General features: G+C 36.7%; 20 protein-coding genes and 1 pseudogene. 6 read left to right on the top strand and 15 right to left on the bottom strand.

Annotation, left to right across the window (positions count from 1 at the left end):
- Window positions 1-14 precede the first annotated feature (14 nt).
- A complete protein-coding gene (locus BANA01_RS03810; protein ID WP_063251726.1) occupies window positions 15-332 on the top strand; it encodes a winged helix-turn-helix transcriptional regulator in 318 nt (105 codons plus the stop codon).
- A 117-nt stretch (window positions 333-449) separates the two neighbouring features.
- On the opposite strand, the gene BANA01_RS03805 is transcribed toward BANA01_RS03810, so the two are convergent.
- The 3 genes from BANA01_RS03805 to rarD form a co-directional block, all read right to left on the bottom strand.
- Window positions 450-1,442, bottom strand: a complete 993-nt coding sequence (locus BANA01_RS03805; RefSeq protein WP_063251725.1) for an LLM class flavin-dependent oxidoreductase — start codon at window positions 1,440-1,442, stop codon at window positions 450-452.
- Between the two features lie 45 nt (window positions 1,443-1,487).
- Window positions 1,488-2,348 carry an HAD family hydrolase gene (locus BANA01_RS03800; protein ID WP_157411715.1) on the bottom strand — a complete coding sequence of 287 codons (861 nt, stop codon included), beginning with the start codon at window positions 2,346-2,348 and terminating at the stop codon, window positions 1,488-1,490.
- A gap of 187 nt (window positions 2,349-2,535) precedes the next feature.
- Entirely contained in the window at window positions 2,536-3,465 is a 930-nt protein-coding gene (gene rarD / locus BANA01_RS03795) for an EamA family transporter RarD (protein WP_063251724.1), read from the bottom strand.
- A gap of 249 nt (window positions 3,466-3,714) precedes the next feature.
- Between rarD and BANA01_RS03790 the strand changes: the two genes are divergently transcribed.
- Both BANA01_RS03790 and BANA01_RS30815 read left to right on the top strand, forming a co-directional pair.
- Window positions 3,715-5,127, top strand: coding sequence for a vWA domain-containing protein (locus BANA01_RS03790; RefSeq protein WP_063251723.1), 1,413 nt, complete (start codon window positions 3,715-3,717; stop codon window positions 5,125-5,127).
- A gap of 465 nt (window positions 5,128-5,592) precedes the next feature.
- A pseudogene (locus tag BANA01_RS30815) lies at window positions 5,593-5,670 on the top strand (YjcZ family sporulation protein); the annotation flags it as partial.
- A 256-nt stretch (window positions 5,671-5,926) separates the two neighbouring features.
- Here BANA01_RS30815 and BANA01_RS03785 read toward each other — a convergent pair.
- Together BANA01_RS03785 and BANA01_RS03780 are read right to left on the bottom strand one after the other, a co-directional pair.
- Complete coding sequence (locus tag BANA01_RS03785) at window positions 5,927-6,688, bottom strand: TerC family protein (RefSeq protein ID WP_063251722.1); 762 nt, start codon at window positions 6,686-6,688, stop codon at window positions 5,927-5,929.
- A 71-nt stretch (window positions 6,689-6,759) separates the two neighbouring features.
- On the bottom strand, window positions 6,760-7,197 hold the full coding sequence (locus BANA01_RS03780) for a MarR family winged helix-turn-helix transcriptional regulator (protein WP_063251721.1): 438 nt from the start codon (window positions 7,195-7,197) through the stop codon (window positions 6,760-6,762).
- Between the two features lie 194 nt (window positions 7,198-7,391).
- On the opposite strand from BANA01_RS03780, the gene BANA01_RS03775 reads away from it, so the two are divergent.
- Window positions 7,392-8,813: a Na+/H+ antiporter NhaC family protein gene (locus tag BANA01_RS03775; RefSeq protein WP_063251720.1), complete on the top strand. Its 1,422-nt coding sequence runs from the start codon at window positions 7,392-7,394 to the stop codon at window positions 8,811-8,813.
- 122 nt (window positions 8,814-8,935) lie between these two features.
- Here the strand turns inward: BANA01_RS03775 and BANA01_RS29810 are convergent, their stop codons facing one another.
- From BANA01_RS29810 to guaD, 4 genes are all read right to left on the bottom strand, one after another.
- Entirely contained in the window at window positions 8,936-9,094 is a 159-nt protein-coding gene (locus tag BANA01_RS29810; RefSeq protein ID WP_169803644.1) for a hypothetical protein, read from the bottom strand.
- A 59-nt stretch (window positions 9,095-9,153) separates the two neighbouring features.
- A complete protein-coding gene (locus tag BANA01_RS03770) occupies window positions 9,154-9,843 on the bottom strand; it encodes a DUF421 domain-containing protein (RefSeq protein WP_063251719.1) in 690 nt (229 codons plus the stop codon).
- 110 nt (window positions 9,844-9,953) lie between these two features.
- Entirely contained in the window at window positions 9,954-11,204 is a 1,251-nt protein-coding gene (locus BANA01_RS03765) for an ATP-binding protein (RefSeq protein ID WP_082799373.1), read from the bottom strand.
- 277 nt (window positions 11,205-11,481) lie between these two features.
- Window positions 11,482-12,837, bottom strand: coding sequence for a guanine deaminase (gene guaD / locus BANA01_RS03760; RefSeq protein WP_063251717.1), 1,356 nt, complete (start codon window positions 12,835-12,837; stop codon window positions 11,482-11,484).
- A gap of 240 nt (window positions 12,838-13,077) precedes the next feature.
- Here guaD and BANA01_RS03755 point away from each other — a divergent pair, with 240 nt between their 5' ends.
- The gene (locus BANA01_RS03755) at window positions 13,078-13,494 is read left to right on the top strand and encodes a DUF1284 domain-containing protein (protein WP_063251716.1); all 417 of its coding nucleotides are present in this window, start codon (window positions 13,078-13,080) and stop codon (window positions 13,492-13,494) included.
- 56 nt (window positions 13,495-13,550) lie between these two features.
- Here the strand turns inward: BANA01_RS03755 and BANA01_RS03750 are convergent, their stop codons facing one another.
- A complete protein-coding gene (locus tag BANA01_RS03750) occupies window positions 13,551-14,918 on the bottom strand; it encodes an amino acid permease (protein ID WP_063251715.1) in 1,368 nt (455 codons plus the stop codon).
- A gap of 230 nt (window positions 14,919-15,148) precedes the next feature.
- Window positions 15,149-15,511, bottom strand: a complete 363-nt coding sequence (locus tag BANA01_RS03745; protein WP_063251714.1) for a group I truncated hemoglobin — start codon at window positions 15,509-15,511, stop codon at window positions 15,149-15,151.
- Window positions 15,512-15,679: 168 nt separating this feature from the next.
- Between BANA01_RS03745 and acpP the strand changes: the two genes are divergently transcribed.
- Complete coding sequence (gene acpP / locus BANA01_RS03740) at window positions 15,680-15,916, top strand: acyl carrier protein (protein ID WP_063251713.1); 237 nt, start codon at window positions 15,680-15,682, stop codon at window positions 15,914-15,916.
- A 97-nt stretch (window positions 15,917-16,013) separates the two neighbouring features.
- On the opposite strand, the gene qacH is transcribed toward acpP, so the two are convergent.
- The 4 genes from qacH to BANA01_RS03720 all read right to left on the bottom strand — a co-directional run bounded on the left by qacH (window position 16,014) and on the right by BANA01_RS03720 (window position 18,022).
- Window positions 16,014-16,391 carry a quaternary ammonium compound efflux SMR transporter QacH gene (gene qacH / locus BANA01_RS03735; protein ID WP_063251712.1) on the bottom strand — a complete coding sequence of 126 codons (378 nt, stop codon included), beginning with the start codon at window positions 16,389-16,391 and terminating at the stop codon, window positions 16,014-16,016.
- 209 nt (window positions 16,392-16,600) lie between these two features.
- Entirely contained in the window at window positions 16,601-16,852 is a 252-nt protein-coding gene (locus BANA01_RS03730; RefSeq protein ID WP_063251711.1) for a hypothetical protein, read from the bottom strand.
- 143 nt (window positions 16,853-16,995) lie between these two features.
- Window positions 16,996-17,553, bottom strand: coding sequence for a cysteine hydrolase family protein (locus tag BANA01_RS03725; protein WP_063251710.1), 558 nt, complete (start codon window positions 17,551-17,553; stop codon window positions 16,996-16,998).
- A gap of 229 nt (window positions 17,554-17,782) precedes the next feature.
- Window positions 17,783-18,022: a hypothetical protein gene (locus BANA01_RS03720; RefSeq protein ID WP_063251709.1), complete on the bottom strand. Its 240-nt coding sequence runs from the start codon at window positions 18,020-18,022 to the stop codon at window positions 17,783-17,785.
- Window positions 18,023-18,080: the final 58 nt, after the last annotated feature.

Genomic DNA, 18,080 nt, shown 5'->3' with positions numbered 1-18,080 from the left:
AGGTGTAATGTAGTATGAAACAACCTACTATCTGTCCAAAATTCGAAAAAGCCATCTCCCTGCTTAGTCAAAGATGGAGTGCATTAGTTATTTATCAGCTATTATCTGGATCGCAGCGGTTTTCTGAAATTCAGTCTGCTATTGGCATAAGTGGAAAAGTGTTATCTGATCGTTTAAAGGACTTAGAACACCAAGGAGTAGTAAAACGTGAGGTAATACCCGAAACACCAGTGATAATTGAGTATTCATTAACGGAAAAAGGTCGTTCACTAGAATCGGTCTTACGAGAAATAGAGAGCTGGTCTCAGCTTTGGGTAAAAACCGAAGCATAACTTTATAGGAAAGAAAGACAAAACGAAAAAAGACATCTTTGTTTCTCAACAAATAAGAGCAGGATACCTAAGTTAGGTTCCTGCTCTTGTCTATTTTCCAATAATGTTTGTGAACGTTCATTTAAACTCTTCAGCTAATAAAGTATAGGAACGGATTTTGTCCTGAAAGTTAAAGATATTTGTAATGATCATGAATTCATCGGTATGGTATATTTGACTCAACCGTAGAAGTTCCGTTTTTACCTTTTTTGGTGTACCAATAATCATTCGTCTTCTATTATTCTGAAGCTTCATTCGTTCATCTGCTGTTAAGGAGATTTTCTTTGCCTCATGGATGGATGGTATCCTGGTATCAATCCCCTTTTCCACTCCAAGCAGCCATAAATCCTGGCTCAACACTAATTCTTCAGCCTCTTCCTGAGTTTGTGCACACACCACAAATACACATACATTCGTTTTAGGTTTCTGTAGAAAAGGGGATGGCTGAAAATGAGTGTAATAAAAGTCCATTGCCCGTTCACCATTATCTGGGGTAATGAAATGTCCAAAGGTGAATGCAGTCCCATGCTCCGCAGCCATCCTTGCCCCCCGATGCGTAATTCCTAGAATCCACAATTCCGGCAAACTTTCTATGGCAGGATAGGCTTTAACATCATGAAAACCGTGCTCAATAGGCAGTTGATTTAGAAAAAACCCCTGTAAATCTTCAACCTGCCTAGGGAATTCATTCAGGCTTTTTCGTATCCCATCGGTTAACGCCATCCGTGTGCTGGGGGAACCGCCGGGGGAACGTCCGATTCCTGCGTCAATTCTGTTTGGAAATAATGCTTCTAATACCTTGAAATTCTCGGCGATTTTATATGGGCTATATTGAGGAAGCAGTACACCGCCTGATCCCACCCTAATTTTTCTGGTGTTCGAAGCGATATGTGATATTAATATTTCTGGTGAGGAACCCACCAATCCATTTGTATTATGATGTTCAGCCACCCAGAATCTTGTATAACCCAGCTCTTCTGTTAATTGAGCAAGTTTTACCGTGTTTTGTAAGGCTGTACTTGCTGAATCCCCTTTGCTGATCACTGATTGGTCGAGAACGCTTAATTTCAATAGATTCCCTCCGGCATTTGAGATTGTTTATCACCATTAGCATGACTATTTTTCAGACAAAAATCTTGACCTAAGGTAATAAGACACCCCATCTTCATCACAAGTGAATTCTGTAACGTCATCCACGATTTCTTTAATGCGATCATGAGCATTTTTCATGGCTACCGAATAATTTACGAGTCGCAGCATTGGCAGGTCGTTATCACTATCTCCTATTGCCATTGTTTCAGTCACTGACAACTCAAAGTGCTTTAACATTTGTTGTATCCCTGTTGCCTTGTTCACGTTTGCTACCATGACCTCGACATTATGATCGGACGAAATCGAAGTTGTAAAGTCTATTTCTCTCTTTAATTGTTCTAGTTCTTCTTTCCAGCGATTGATATGTTCCTTTGACCTAGCAAAGAAATAGAATTTAGAAAATTCATTTCCAACAATGTCGTCTACCCACATAATTTCCTCTTTAATCGCTTTCTTACGGGAAAGCCACTCATTCATGCCGACACTTTCCGGCTTTGGCTCTGTTATTTCATTTTCAACATATCTTTGATCCTGTTTTAAGGTAATACGGTCCTTTCCATACGGAAATAGTTCGTAATAGACTTTGTTGTCCCTTGCTTTTTTAATTACTTCCTCCACTAGGTGAAGTGGAAGGGAATGTTTAAAGAGCACCTCATCGCCCACATATCCAGCCATACCATTAGAGGTTACGATTCCATCTACTTGAAAACCTGCCGGGACAATTCCCTCTATTTCGTCAAACGCTCTGCCCGTAGCAATAAAAACATAAAACCCTTGATTACGCAGTTGGTCAATAACCTCTTTTGTATGTATACTTACTTGATTTTGATGATTTAATATCGTTCCATCCATATCTAAAAAAATGGCCTTTGGTTTAAATTCCACCTGTGTTTTCCCCCTCAGACACTCAATAGTTGTTCATTTTGTAAGTATACACTTTGAGAATACTCTAAACAATTTAATCAACTTTACCTCCAGAGGCAAAAAAAGTAAGGACAGATGTCCCTACTCTTTATCAATTAACGTGTATTGTATTTAATAATCATAATGAAGGTTTATTGGTACACCTTATCTAAGCGCTCTTTGCTTTTGCAGCTACTGTTACCATTTGTCTTTTCTTTAGCACTTGACGAATATTGGAAATACTGAAAATTACTAAAGCAATCCATATGAATGAAAAGGTAATGGCATGGTCCTTTGTAAAGGATTCACCGTATATAAGAACTCCAAGAAGTAAACTTATCGTCGGAGCAATGTATTGTAAGAAGCCCACGAGATAGAGTGGAATCTTTTGTGCCCCAATCCCAAACCATAATAGCGGCAGTGCTGTAGCGATACCTGATCCTAGTAAAAATAAATCATTCCTCAGGGACCCGGTTGCGAAACTATGCTGACCATTTACACCCAAATATGCTAAAAACAATAAAGCGAACGGTACAATAAACAATGTTTCCAGAAGTAAGCCTAATATGGAATCTACTTTTATTAGTTTCTTTGACAGCCCATAAAAACCAAAGGATAAGGCCAATATCAACGCGATCCATGGGAAAGTCCCAAGCATCACCGTCATATAGACTACACCCATTCCCGCCACAACAAATGAAATTGCCTGCCACTTATTCATCTTTTCACCTAAGACAAATACTCCTAACAATACGGCAACTAGCGGATTAATAAAATAGCCTAAACTAGCCTCCACAATGTGGTTCGAATTGACAGCAAATATATAAACGAACCAGTTAATACTAATTAATAATGAAGCAAGTAATAGTCCAAACCATGTTTTTTTCTGTTTCATTTGAACCTGAAAAAAGTTTTTTAATAGTCTTCGCTTCAAAAGACCAACAATTAGTAAAATAAAAATAAAAGACCAAATGACTCGATGAGCTAAAATTTCCAGGGCTGAAACTTGATCTATAAATTTCCAGTAGATAGGTAAAACTCCCCAAAATATATACGCACCCGCAGTAAAATAAATACCTTTTGTTTTTTCATGTTCCATCTCTTTTTTTCACCTAGTTTCTGTTTAATCATGGTTGTTAATCAACACGCTTCTAAAAAACACATGTAATTATATCACACTATTCTTCTTATGCCAGGATTATTAACCTTTGCAATTATTCTGTCTTTAATACTATTAATTTACTATTACGAATGACTCATTAATAGGAAGTATCTTCATGTTAAACTTTATAAGAATGTTTTTTTATCAACAACATACATAATTTGTAAGAGCAATAGGAGGATACACGTGAAACGACATAGCTTTTTATTATTGCTGCTCATTTCGTTTGTCCTGTCGGCATGCAATAATGAAAAAGAAAATTCCGCAACCAAACCTGCAGTGAAGCAAAACATGGAACAGGAAGAAAAGCAGGAAAATAGTTTAGTTGAAATAGAAAAAATAAATTTAAAAGTTTCTGAGGTTAGTTTGATGAGTCTTCCACCAGGGACTTTAATGACAGATTTCTCATATGAAGAAGATATCAAGGATATTGGCAATAGCATCCCAGAAATGGACCCTGAAATTAAAAATCAATTACCATCCCAGTTGGAACAATTGACAAAAGACTCGCGTGATTTAGAAACAATCAAAAAAGGATTGCTGGCTCTTCTTGCCAGCCCTCACTATAAGCATATCCTTGAAAAAAGCATGGCCTATCAACCTCAGTTTGATGAACCCTTTCTGCCAGATCCGACAAGGTCTGGGGGTGACGAGGAAGAAAAAGCTGCAAAAAAGGCGATCATTTTACTCGACGCCAGCTCCAGCATGCTGCTACAGGCAGATGGCAGAGAAAAAATGGACATAGCAAAGCAGGCTGTAAAAAGCTTTGCGCAAACTATCGGACAATCAAGTGAGGTTTCTCTCGTCGTTTATGGCCATAAGGGTTCGGAAAACGATAAAGATATGTTCGAATCGTGCTCGGCGATTGAGGAAATCTATCCAATGGGTAAGTACTCGAAACAAGCTTTCCAGACGGCAGTTGACTCATTTGAAAGTAAAGGATGGACACCACTCGCAGGAGCTATTCAAAAAGCGGCAAAAATGAGTAGTAATTATCTAGAGGGAACGACCATTTATATTGTCAGTGACGGAGCTGAAACCTGCGGCGGTGACCCCATTCAGGCAAGTAGAGACTTGGCTGCAAAGAACAGTAACAATACCGTCAACATCATCGGCTTTGATGTCGATGGGGATACAGAAAGTCAGTTAAAGGCTGTTGCCGAAGCAGGAAACGGCGAGTACTTTAAAGCCGACAGTTCGGAAGAATTAAAAAATACCATTCAATATGAATGGCTTCCCTCCACACTTGATCTTGCCTGGGCCTTTACCATGGCACCTGATGGTTGGGAAATAGGTGATGAGTACAAAATTGGAGAACAATATCCATTACAGCTATTGACCATTAGCAGACGAGAATCCCACCGTTTAAGAGATGCGATTACCATAATGGGTGAAAATAAATGGATTACAGATGACGAGCAAACGGAACTAAAAGATTGGGCGATGGAACGAAGCGAAGCTATCAAAGAAGTCTATATCGCAATGGCAAAAGAAAATCGAGAAAAAGCAGATGCAAAAAGCAAGGAAATTCGGCAGCGAGTCGATGAATGGGTTGAAAAGATGAAGGCATTGAAAAAAGAGCGTGGAGATATTTGGTAGGCATTAATGGATAGTAGAATAATATTTTAGTGTTAAAATCAACGAAAAAAGCTTTATCAAAAATTATTTATGTGTTCCGTTTAGCTAGGCTTTTCTAAAAATTCAAGTCGAAGTGATACCTGTTTTGGATTGGGTATTGTCATATAAAAAGAACTCGCTGCATAATTGTAGCGAGTTTTCTTGTTTTTATACATACTGTTTGGTTTTGTACTGTACCAGAGTGTGGATGTTTGTACAAAAAAAATAGTCTATAAAAATAACCTCAGTTGAGTTTCTTTCCATTTTTTAGACATTATAATCGAGTCGTTGATTTTGTCTTAACACTATGGTAAATGTCCAATCGATTCTTGTCTCACGAAATATATATAAAAGGAATAGTTTTATTTACGGATTTTTACAAAAGGTGGTGAAAATATGGGCTTTGGATTCGGCTGTGGCGGCGGTTATGGCTATGGTGGTAGCTATAACGGCAGTAGCTTTGTACTGATCGTTGTATTGTTTATTCTCCTTATCATTGTTGGAGCTTCTTTTATGAGTTACTAAATTGGACGGAACAAATTGACATGTTAAGTTCATTATAAGAAAGGAGAATGAATAATTTGCCAAACTTCGGAATTAATCGAAGAAATCGATTTAGAAGAAGACTGTTTTTTCCTTTTCTATTTGTATTTGATATAAAAAGAAGAAGAAGACGTAGATTCTACTAAAAAGGTAATTTCCATGTGACAACGGGTAAGAACGAGCTGCCACCATGGCAGCCGTTCCTATTGAGTTGCAAAAATGGTTGATAACTTCATTCTTAATGAGAGTACTTTTCTGCTCTGGATTTGCGAATATAATGGATAATGAATGTCACAATGAATGATAAAACCAAGAAACCGATAAAAATCTCGTTCGCAATATGAATATCCACCAGTGTTAACCCCATCTTAATCGCAATAAAACTAATTAAAATATAAGCCGTTGTTTCGAGCTCAGGTACCCTATCCATTAAAGCAATGAAGAATGTTGCTACACCCCGCATTAAAAGTATCCCAATCATTCCGCCAAGTAAGATGACCCAAACTTCTTCGGATACCGCGAGTGCTGTCAAGATACTGTCTACCGAGAAGGCTAGATCCATAAGCTCAACACTTATTACAGTTGCCCAGAAGAAACCAAATGTTTTTACCAGCCACCCTTTTGGTTGTACTTGCCCTTCCTCTTCTCCTGCACCCTTGTGAAGCAGCTTGTCCTTAAAGAATTTGACTGCAAGCCACAACAAGTAGAGGGCACCGATTAATTTAATCCACCAAAGTTTAATTAAAAATGTTCCTAATCCAATGAAAATAAATCGAAATAAATATGCTCCCCAAAGTCCGTATACTAAAGCTTTTTTTTGCTGCTCTTTTGGTAATGGCTTTACAAAAGCAGACAATACTAACGCATTATCCGCCGATAAGATACATTCAAGGACGGCTAAAGAAAGTATTAATCCCCAAGCTTTTGGTGAGGTTAACACCTCCGCCCACATATGCCAATCTAACATCGACGCATAGGTTGATACAATCCCTTCCCACATTATGCATTTCTCCTTTTAGTTTTAAGTCTACGTTCATTATGCTTATCTTCCTAAACAATTAGTCACTTTGCTCAATCCATTTTTTCAAGCAATTGATTTAAATGTTTTAGACCGTTTATGATTTCGTGCAATGATTGGACTGTTTCCCCTTGAATGGCTTTTGAAATTTTCTCAATTAATTCTAGATTTATTTCCTCTACCACTCTTTTTCCCTTATCTGATAAAGCTACCTTGACTACTCTTTCATCGCCTTCATCTCTTACACGCAAAATAAGTCCTTTACCTTCTAGCTTTTTACACATGGTTGAAATATTGGTTCCGGCAATATGCAGCCGGCTGGCTAAGGTGCCAATTGTGTGCCAACCATTCTGATCTATTTCTAAAAGAATTCTCCCTTGCAGCGTGGTAATTCCATGATGGTCACATAGAGAAATAATTAAATTACTTGTCCTTTCATTTATTTGCCTAGTATAGCTCCAAAGGATATTTTTAAAATCAATAACATCCATGATTACCTCCAATTAACAATAATGCATATTATATATGATTTATATATATTATAAATCATCCTATTTTCTTTATCAAATATATTGGGAATCCATATTTTTTAAAATATCTCCCTATTTAAAGAAAATTATCAGCTAGTTTATGGAAATACTAACTGAATATGCAGAATAACAATCTCAAGAAGGAGGAAGAAGTTTTGGAACATACATGGCTTTCTCTTTTACCATTTATCATTGTTATTGCCATGTCCATCTGGCTAAAAAATATCCTACCAGGTCTAGTAGTTGGACTAGTAATTGGTTCTTTGATTTTTACCTCAGATTTGTTAGATGGAACGATTCAAAGTGTTTCCTATATGGTCACAACCCTATCTGATAAGACCAATATTAAAATTATTGGGTTTCTCTACTTGTTTGGCGGTCTGGTTGGAATGATGAACATTTCTGGAGGGATTAAAGGATTTTCAGAATGGGTGGGGACAAAGATAAAGAATGAACGCGGACTGCTAGGATTAATCTGGCTTACCCTTCCTTTTACCTTTATGATGCCGATGTTCCGAATCATGATGATTGGTCCTGTCGTCAAATCCCTTGCGAAAAAAATGAAGGTGTCGAAGCAAAAAGTCGGACTGACGATGGACATTTCAACAGAATCAGTAATAGTCCTCTTACCAGTCGCAACCGCATTTGTTGGTTTCATGGTTTCTTTGGTAGAAGGAAGTATACGGGATTTGAATTTTGGTATGTCTCCCTATGAAGTTTTCTTACTAAGTATTCTGTTTAACTTTTTTGCAATTACCACGCTCATTATCGGATTGATACAAACCTTTTGGAATCATAGCAAGAAGGATTCGAATGTAAAAGGTGTTCAAGAGCAGTTGGAAGAGGAAGAGCATGCATTTCACCGCATTGGCATTAAGAAAGAATTGTCAATGGTAAAAGCCCAGCCTTGGAACCTGATTGTTCCTGTTTTTTTACTATTAGGGTTATCACTTTTTTTGTTGTGGCAGGATGGAAGGAATAAAGGAGCAAAAACAGTATTCGATGCTTTTTCTATCGCGGATGCCACCTTTGTCATGCTATTAGCCGTGTTTATCACACTGATCCTGTCCTTCATTTTTTATATAATACGACGGCAACATCTTAGTGAGCTTTTGTACCATTTTTATGATGGCGGAAATCAGATGATGGAAGCTATTAGTCTGCTCGTTCTGATTTGGTCATTAACCCTTTCAGCCGAGGACTTAGGTTTTTCTAATTTTATTAGTTCAACCTTGGGTGCATTTTTACCAGCTTGGCTAACTCCAGCTACGATTTTCCTGCTTGGTTCAGTAGTGGGCTACTTTATTGGATCCTCTTGGGGAACATGGGGATTATTTATGCCATTGGGTGTTAGTTTGGCAGTTTCAACCGGTGCCTCTATCCCGTTAACTGTAGGTGCTGTGTTTGCTAGTGGAGCCTTTGGGGCACTCGCCTCACCTCTAGGAGATACTACCATTACAACCGCTTCCATTATGGATCTGCCAATTGTTGAGTATGCAAGATATAAATTGAAAGTTTCTATCATAGGCGGATTCATTTCAATCATTTTCTATCTAGCAGCTGCCTTAATTATTTAACTAGCAAAAGAATTTTTCCGTCATATAGGATCTTTAGGACAAATCTCACAACGGGTCTCTTAGATTTGTCCTCCATAAAGAGATGTTTAAAAGTCACAAAAAAAACCACTAATTGTGGTTTTTTAATCTTGCATAGCCCCTGCCTCTCGGGATGTCATTGCACCTTGTCCTTGGCTGACATCTTTTTGAATTTCTTGTTTTACCTTTTGTGCGTCAGTTCCAGCAAAATCTGGCTTCATAATAGAACCTATCTTCTTTTTAGCTTGTTGATTAGATTGCATTTTAAGCCCTCCTCCATTATCGTGTATCTGTCTTATTATTTACAAAAATTCCAACGAAATTAATTTAATTGATCCCGAAGCAAATCAATATATAAATTTCCTTTTGTCCCTACCACAGCATACGAGATGTCACCTACAGCAAGATTTCTTTTTTTCAGTTCAGCCATTAACCATTCCTCATCGTAGGTGTTTTTGGTTAAGTTTTCATATATGATTTCCCCATCATGGATCAGCTCTACCGGTACCCTTTCTGCAGCGGGCAGTATACTTAAATCCTGCTTGGTAGTATTTTGGTATTGTGGTTTTTTTAAAACAGAAAGCGAGCCATTTACCTCCAAAATAGCGACCTCTACCTCATTTATATTAAAGATATCTTTCCCACGCAAAGCCTGTTTTAGAGAATCTAATGAATATCCCATTCGTTCCATCGATTCTTCTAGAATTTGTCCTTCTTGAATTAAAGTTGCAGGTTCACCCGCAATCCATTTTTGGAAACGAGGATTACGAACCGCAACAAGATTCAGCATGAACACAATGGTACCCATAATAATAAAGGCAATGATAAAATACAGGAATCTAACTTTTATATTGAAAGCTAGATTCCCTGCAATTGTACCCATTGTAATGGAAGCGATATAAAGGTGATAGGTCCTTTGAGCAATGGTCTGTTTACCGAGAATTTGGATAAATATCCATAATAAAATAAATGCAGTAAAGGTTCGAAAGATAATCTCAACAGAATCTAACATTAATGTTCTCCCTTTTTAAATCAAGAAAGTTCGTTTGTATAGTTTGTTCATAACGCATGAGCATTATGAAAGATAAATTAAAAAGCCCAGTTGTTAAACTGAGCGGTCCTTTAGGTTATCTGAGGTAACAGAATAATAAATTCAGTCCCAATATCCTTTTTACTGTTCACTTGTATTTTACCTTTGAACGAACGAATAATTTGAAAACTTACCATCATTCCTAATCCTGTCCCACTTTCCTTTAAGGAATAATACGGTGAACCCAGCATATCGATTTGCTTTTTGGTCATACCAATTCCTTGGTCCTTAATATTAATCTTTATATACCCATCATCCGTAAAAGAACAAATAATCCAAACAATTCCTCCATTAGGCATCGACTCAATGGCATTTTTCAAAATATTAATCAAAGACTGGTTCAATTTTTGAGGATTAGCATAAATCCAACAGTTATCTGAAATATCCGTTCTAATCTCAACATTTCGGTTCAAAGTATAGCTTTGAATGATATTAACCACACGTTGGATCTGAAAACCTACGTCGATTCTTTCATTATCCTGAATGGATGGTTTTCCAAAAGATAAAAAGTCATTAATAATTGCATTTGCTCTGTCTAATTCTTCAAGGGATATTTGGATATATTCCTTCTTTTTATCAGGCAAATCCGGCTCGTTCAAAAGTTGCAGAAAGCCTCGGGTTGCTTGCATTGGATTTCTAATTTCATGAGCAAAAACACTGGTTAACTCTCCTATTACCTTCAATTTTTCCGTGTTTTGCATTTCTAAACGAAGCTGGTGTATCTCCCTTATAGTTTCAATTAACAACGTAAAGCAAAAAGTAACTGCCACTGCAAAGATAAGATGAATAATCGGAACGATGAGATTTTCTATGGAAAAGCCTCTCAGTGTACCAAACCAAGTAATTCCAATAAGACAATAGTAAAAGGAGAGGCTCATAGCCATTTTTACCCTTAAACCTTTTTTCGAACTGGCAAACGATTTTTGAAAATACAATATGACAGGCAGGGATAATACTAATACGAGCACTGTGTTATAAAAACCTATATCGATTCCAAGAGATAGACGATAAAGGATGATAAGTCCGGTTAGGAGAATTCCTGAAAAAACTCCACCATATAACGTACCTAACAATAGTGGAATAATCCTTAATTCTAATCGAGCATTTTCACCAAAAACCACCGGGAATGACATGCATGCTAAGATTGATAACCCCCACAACATGGTCATGATTACTTTTCTATTTTTATCATTCTTAACCCTTTCAGTAATAAATGTATAGTAGATAAATATGGGTATTACCATAAAAGTAAGCTGCAGCAAAAAATCCTTGATTATACTCATCTTCGTTACCTTTCATATCCCTCAAAATTGGAATCCTGCAATAATGATGTTCATTATGTATATGACTATTTAATTAAATATTACTATTTAATACCTTTCACATTATACTTTATTATTCCCATAATTTGTCGTATTTGTTTTCTTATATTTTATATTCAACGTCTTTTTCAAGAAACAGTTAAAATTGAACTCCATAAAAGCTCAACAAAAAATGCCTATCAAGTTACATTAATTGATAGACAGTTTTTTAGTTCGTATTTATTGTTCACGGTCCTCCTTAATACCGAGAATGTACTTTTTCACCTTGCACCCAAACTTCAATGATATTTTCTGGACGAACTAAATACATGATTTTTTGGAAGATGTCTTGTAGGTCCTCCTCAAAAATTGGTAATTTTGCTGTTGCTACTGTGGTATCAATGATTTGAACATCCCAGGCAAAGTTTTCGGCTAATCGGCCGATTGGGAGGCTTAAGCTTTCTCCCCCGCTGGCAGTTGCAAAATAAAAGGCTTCATTAATGGTAATTCGTGAATTTGGTACACCACGTTCCTTAGCTGGCAGTGAGGTATTTACTCCATCCTCTAACATTCTTGAGGAAATAACAGCTTGTCTGGCATTATCATAAATGCTCGGGGAAAAACCCCCTGAGATATCAGAGCCTAAGCCAATTTCTACGCCTTTTGAATGCAAATGGGCGATAGGAATAACGCTATTGGCAAAGTAGGCATTCGAGATAGGGCAATGGCAGACTGCAGTACCTGTTTTTACAAATAAATCTGCATCGTCATCATGTAAGAAATTGCAATGCGCCATAACCGACTTTTCACGTAATAGTCCAAAATCATGTAAAGCGAAGGCATCATTTTTTTGGAACCGATCCTTTACATATCCATGCTCCCAATCACTTTCACTGCAATGCGATTGTACATATGTATCATACTTAGCCGCTAATTCTCCCAGACCCTTTAATGCTTCATCGGTACAGCTCGGAATAAACCGCGGTGTCACCACTGGGTATACACCCTGTTTCGTTGTTTTAGCTAATTCGTTGACCGCTATAATGAAATCCTCGGTATCCTTTAATGCGGTTTGCGTATCAGCGTCTCGGTAGATTTCTGAAGTTTGATCAGGATTATCCATTACAATCTTACCCACTAAACCGCGCTGCCCTTTTTCTGCACAAAATCGAGCTAACAATAAGCTTGCCTCTTTATGGACCGTAGCAAAATAAAGTGCTGTCGTGGTGCCATTTGCCAACAGCGTGCTTACAACCTCCCGATAGACCTTTTCGGCAAAATCAAGATCTGAGAATCTTGATTCCAACGGGAAGGTGTACCTATTTAACCAATCGTACAGGGGAATATCCAAAGCTGTTCCTGATTGCGCCCATTGAGGCGCGTGCACATGCAAATCAACAAAGCCTGGTAGAAAATATTGACCTTCTTTTAAAGTCTGAACTTTATTTTCGTATGTTTTAAGTATTGCATTATATTCTTGTTCTGCAGGCGCAATGACTTTCACGATCATTCCTATGTCATCGATACAGAAAAGATAATCTTTTAGTATATGTATTTCTGTTGGCGACTTGCTCGTAAAAGCAGTCCCTTTAAAGACCCTCGAATAGTTTTTCATTAGCTTCACCTTTAGTTCGTATTATGTTTTTACTATTTGATATTATAGGTTATCTACAATGGTAAGTCTATTTTGCAGGACCTTTATGCATTATTATCTAAACTTTGTTTAATTCTAATTTTCCCCAGAAGTACACTCTAATTTTGTAAGATATGGTATCATAAAAGCAATTAGTAAACCAATATAAATTTAAGGTTAACATATGAATGTTGATCGAATTGTTTTAAATGGGGGAAATTTATGTTCAAGCTACGGGGTCATCATCTATTTTGTCTTTTGGGCTATCGAGGAATGGGCTATTCCGAAGAATATGTGGAAAATATGACAAGACTGCACCAAACTTTAAGAGAAAATCCCAAGATAAATATTCAACTTGTAGAGGGTCCTGATCAGTTATGTGAAAAGTACCCAAACTCAGGAGTATACCACTGTGAAGATGGCAATATCTATAAAAGAGATGCCTTGATTTTAGAGAGATTAGGACTGCAGATTGGTCAAACTCTGGCATGGGAGGACATTGAGTTGCGCATTCGAAAGTATATTGTACCTTCCGATATTCAAAAAGTTTGTAAATCTTGCTCCTGGAGGTCTTATGGAGTTTGTGAAGAAGGTATTCAAGAGATTCTGAACGGTAATGGCTTGAGGGAAGTTAAATAATCTTCCCTCTTTAAATAACAATCGAGATGTGAAAGTTTATCTCATCGTTTAATTCATTAAATTGCTGTACCTTTGTTTTTAAATTTATATCCTAAATATAGAATTAGGAACCATACGGGTGCAACAATTAATGCTATTCGCATTCCTTCAATAAATGCCATTAAGACAATCACAAGGGCTAAAAAAGTCAAAGCTAAATAAGTGGTAACTGGATATAATGGCATTTTGAATGCTAGTTTTTCGATATCTTGTTTTGTTTTTGATTGTCTGAATTTTAATTGTGTTATCAGAATAATTGTCCAGCTAGTAATGACGGCAACCGTAGCGACTGATGATATATATATAAATACTTTTTCGGGAACAAAGTAATTTAATACAACTGCCACTAATAAAAACAAAGATGAAAACAAAATTCCACGTCTAGGATTACCATTCTTATTAAGTTTTCCGAAGTACTTTGGGCCATTATTTTGTAGAGATAAATTGTATAGCATTCTTCCAGAACTGAATAGCCCGCTGTTAAAAGCAGATAATGCTGCTGTTATCACCACGAAGTTAATAATGTGAGCAGCACCTGGAATTCCAACATTATCAAAAATTAATACAAACGGACTGCCATTTGCCCCGATCTCATTCCAAGGATATAAAACCATCATAATTCCTAATGCACCAATATAAAAAATTAATATTCTCCAAACCACATTATTAATTGCTGATGGAATCGATTTTTGGGGATTTTTCGCCTCTCCTGCCGTAATACCAATCAATTCTACCCCGCCAAATGAAAACATCACAAGTACCAACGACATTAAAATACCTGTGACCCCATTTGGCATAAATCCTCCATGAATCCATAGGTTTTCGAAGCCGATTGGCTTTCCACCGTTTCCGATTCCAAAGAAGATTATCCCTAATCCAAGGAGAATCATACCGATAATGGCTACAACTTTAACCATCGCAAACCAGAATTCAAACTCCCCGAATGCTTTTACGTTTGCAAGATTGATCATGGTAATCAACACTAGTACAGCCAGTGCTGTCAGCCATTGTGGAATGTCTGGGAACCAGTAATTCACATAAACACCCACTACTGTTATTTCTGCCATTCCAACAACAACCCACATAAACCAATAGGTCCAGCCAGTAAAGTACCCTGCAAATGCCCCTAAATAACGATTTGCATACGAACTAAATGAACCCGAAACAGGTTCATCTACCGCCATTTCCCCAAGTGCTCTCATTATGGTGAAAATAACTAAACCTCCTACTAAATAGGAGAACAAAATCGATGGCCCAGCCATTTGAATCGTTGCGCTGGAACCATAGAATAATCCAACTCCAATTGCACCCCCTAGGGCAATTAGCTGGATATGTCTGTTATCTAACCCGCGATGTAGTTTCTCACTTTGATGAATTTTCCCCAACCTATACTCCTCCAATAAAAACTTTCTTTTATATCTATTCTTTAAGAGATTATAAACTTCTTAGAATTTTCTAGCAATGGACCGTATTAACGCATTACTGTATTATTGCTTCTTCGTTTTAATTTGTTGAATCATAATAGTTTTTATTATATAAACGTTTTTTATTAATAAAGAAAAAGCCACCAAACGGCAGCCTAACCTTCTTTTCTGAAATTCCTAAATTTATTTTGTTATTTATACAATATGTCGTCTCGCAATGTTGCCACTTTCGTTAATGCTGTATCTATATCTGTTTCATCTACTCCAAAGTGAGCAAGCGCGTCGTGTAAATGTTTTTCGATTGCACTATAATGAACGGGTTGAAGATTCATCCCTTCGTGAGCTTTTGCCATAGATTGTCCAGAATATTGATTTGGACCTCCTAATGCAAAACTAATAAATTTAGACTGATGACGGCGTTGTTTTTCCATATCTGTTTCTTTAAAAAATTGATTAACTGTATCATCTTTAAGAACCAACTCTGAGTAAAAATAGTCCACCACTTTTGCAATGGCTTCTTCTCCACCAACTTTTTCATAAAGGTTCTGTTCCATCTGTACACTCCTAACTAGAATTAATAGCAGTAGTTTTCTTCACAAAAATTGTTTTTATCCTTTAATGTTTAAAATCTTCACGAGAGCAAACTCAATTTTTGGTTTTTGTTTTATGTTCCTTAATAGGTTGTTATAATAGAGAGTATGAAAACGTAGGAGGTTGTCACCATGAGCACATTTGAAAAGTTAAAACCTATTATTGCAGACCAACTAGGAATCAAAATGGAAAATATCAAACTGGAATCATCCTTCAAAGATGATTTTGAAGCTGATTCACTTGATATGGTCGATCTGACAATGGAGATAGAAGATGAATTCGCAATTGAAATTAGTGACAAAGTTGCAGCGACACTTCAAACAGTCGGCGATGTCGTAAACTATATTCAGAACCAACGTAACAAATAAGAACCAAAAATGACTAACAAATTGTAGGTTAATTTGTCAGTCATTTTTTATATATACGGGGGGCGTCTAAATGAGTAAAATAATCCTTCTCTATTCGTTATTCCATTTTTTCATTGATTGTTATAGTTTCACTTGTTTCATGACCAGATTCGCCATGTCCTGGCCCGAACAAATTTAATATTACAACACCAACAAGAATAAGTATGATTCCTAAAATGCTAGCAGTGTTAATTTTTTCTTTCCAAATTAAAACGGAAATAATTGTAGTAGCAACCATTCCAATTCCTGACCATATTGCATACGCAGTATTTAAAGGGATGGTCCTTAATGACAATGACAAAAAGAAAAAACAACTAACAAAAGCTATTATTACCCCTATCGTAGGAAACAGTTTTGAAAATCCTTCAGATGCTTTTAATAAAGAAGAACCGATAAGTTCCCCGATTATTGCAAGTGCTAAATATAGGTACGACACTGTTATTCCGTCCTCCTGGGCAACTTTATTTCTAATACAAAAAGCACCGCAGTTTGCGATGCGTTTTGACCTACTCTTTAGCTACAATTATATACGATATTGTTACTGAAAGGTTCCAAATATTTAATACCTTATCTCGTTCTACCAAAATTCCATGGGCATAAGCTACGTGGCTAACCCTCATAAAAGCTATTGGCTATTACAAGTAATTACCAAAAGATAGTATCTAAAGGAGGAATGGGCATACAATCGATTATCTTAACCTCCTCTGTTATATCCACTGTTCCATTTACAATAACCTGTTGGATTAAGGTTGTACGATAACCCGTGTCTCGCTTAATGTCTCGTATCATCTGATATGCCACCAATGGAATTTCACTTTTTTTCCTAGCTGCAATCCTTCCCTTCGATAAAATTCCTGTTCCTTCGATGCAAAGATGGACTTCAAGATTGAAATACACTCTAATTCCCCCATTTCGATTGACACTCTTAATTATAGAACATATGTTTGATTTTCATGTAAAAAAAGATAATTTTTTTAAAATGACCATTAAAATAGACCAACAAATCTAATTACAATTTGTTGGTCTATTACAAACCCTTTTTATCTGTAGTTATTATGTGTAGGTTGAAACAAGTCTTCTTCACTTTTTCGAACGAGCACAAAATGGTCAACGTTGTCATGTCCATGAAGTGTATTATTATGATGATTGATGATTTGTTCGGCAGTAAGGACGGACGAATCCCTTGTGGAATGCCCATCTGCTGCAAGGGTCACATCAAAACCATTAATTGTTGCGGTTCTTACAGCCGAATCTATACAGTATTCAGTTTGGCATCCCATGACGACAAGATGATCGATTTCATTATCTTTCAAGTAATCTAGCAAACCTGTCCCATAAAATGAATTGGTTGCTTTTTTATTAAAAATCATGGAAGCAGAAGGAATATTAATTTTTTGATGAACTTGAAACCCTTTTCCTTCACCAGAAGCCACATCTTTATCCCTTACAAAAACCACCAATGCTTCAGCTTCTTTTGCTTTTTCAATAACCAAGTTAATATTTTTCAAGAGTTCCTCTTTATTAAAAACACTGGTCTCATTTTCATTTCCCTCAATCAATTCCTGCTGGGCATCAATTACAAGTAAAGCTTGATTCACTGGCAAAACTCCTCTCAACATAATTTGTTCAGGTCCTTCATTGCTTTGTAAAAAATGTATACTGGTTAATCATACTTCCCCTCCATACTTATGTCGATCATTTATGAACCTGTTCTATAAAAGAGCACTGAGTTATGACCTAATGGCAAGTTAAGGTAGTAAACTACCAATACCATTTCTTTTTAAAGAGTTAGTATGATATCACCTGCCAAACTTTATTTTAAATCAGTTAAGCTAGTTTTATTTTGGCTTTATTAAAGCTATCTGAAGCTGCTTCCTTGTCTTCTTTAATTCTCGTAAAAAATGTTCCCGTAAATATAATTGTACCGATAAAAAAGAATAGTGATCCTACACCTGTAGCTGTACCAATTCCCCCGAAAACAAATGGCGCTGAAAATTGTGAAGCCCTGTTAATGGTGAGTCTTAGACCTAATACTTCTCCTTGTCCCTCCCATGAATGTAATAACAATATTAAACATCAACGCAAGAAACATGCCAAGGTGAACTTATGAAGACTTCAGGAACAA

This window comes from Neobacillus niacini NBRC 15566 (genome assembly GCF_001591505.1).
Taxonomy (GTDB): domain Bacteria; phylum Bacillota; class Bacilli; order Bacillales; family Cytobacillaceae; genus Neobacillus; species Neobacillus niacini.
This window is presented reverse-complemented; position numbering and strand designations above follow the sequence as displayed.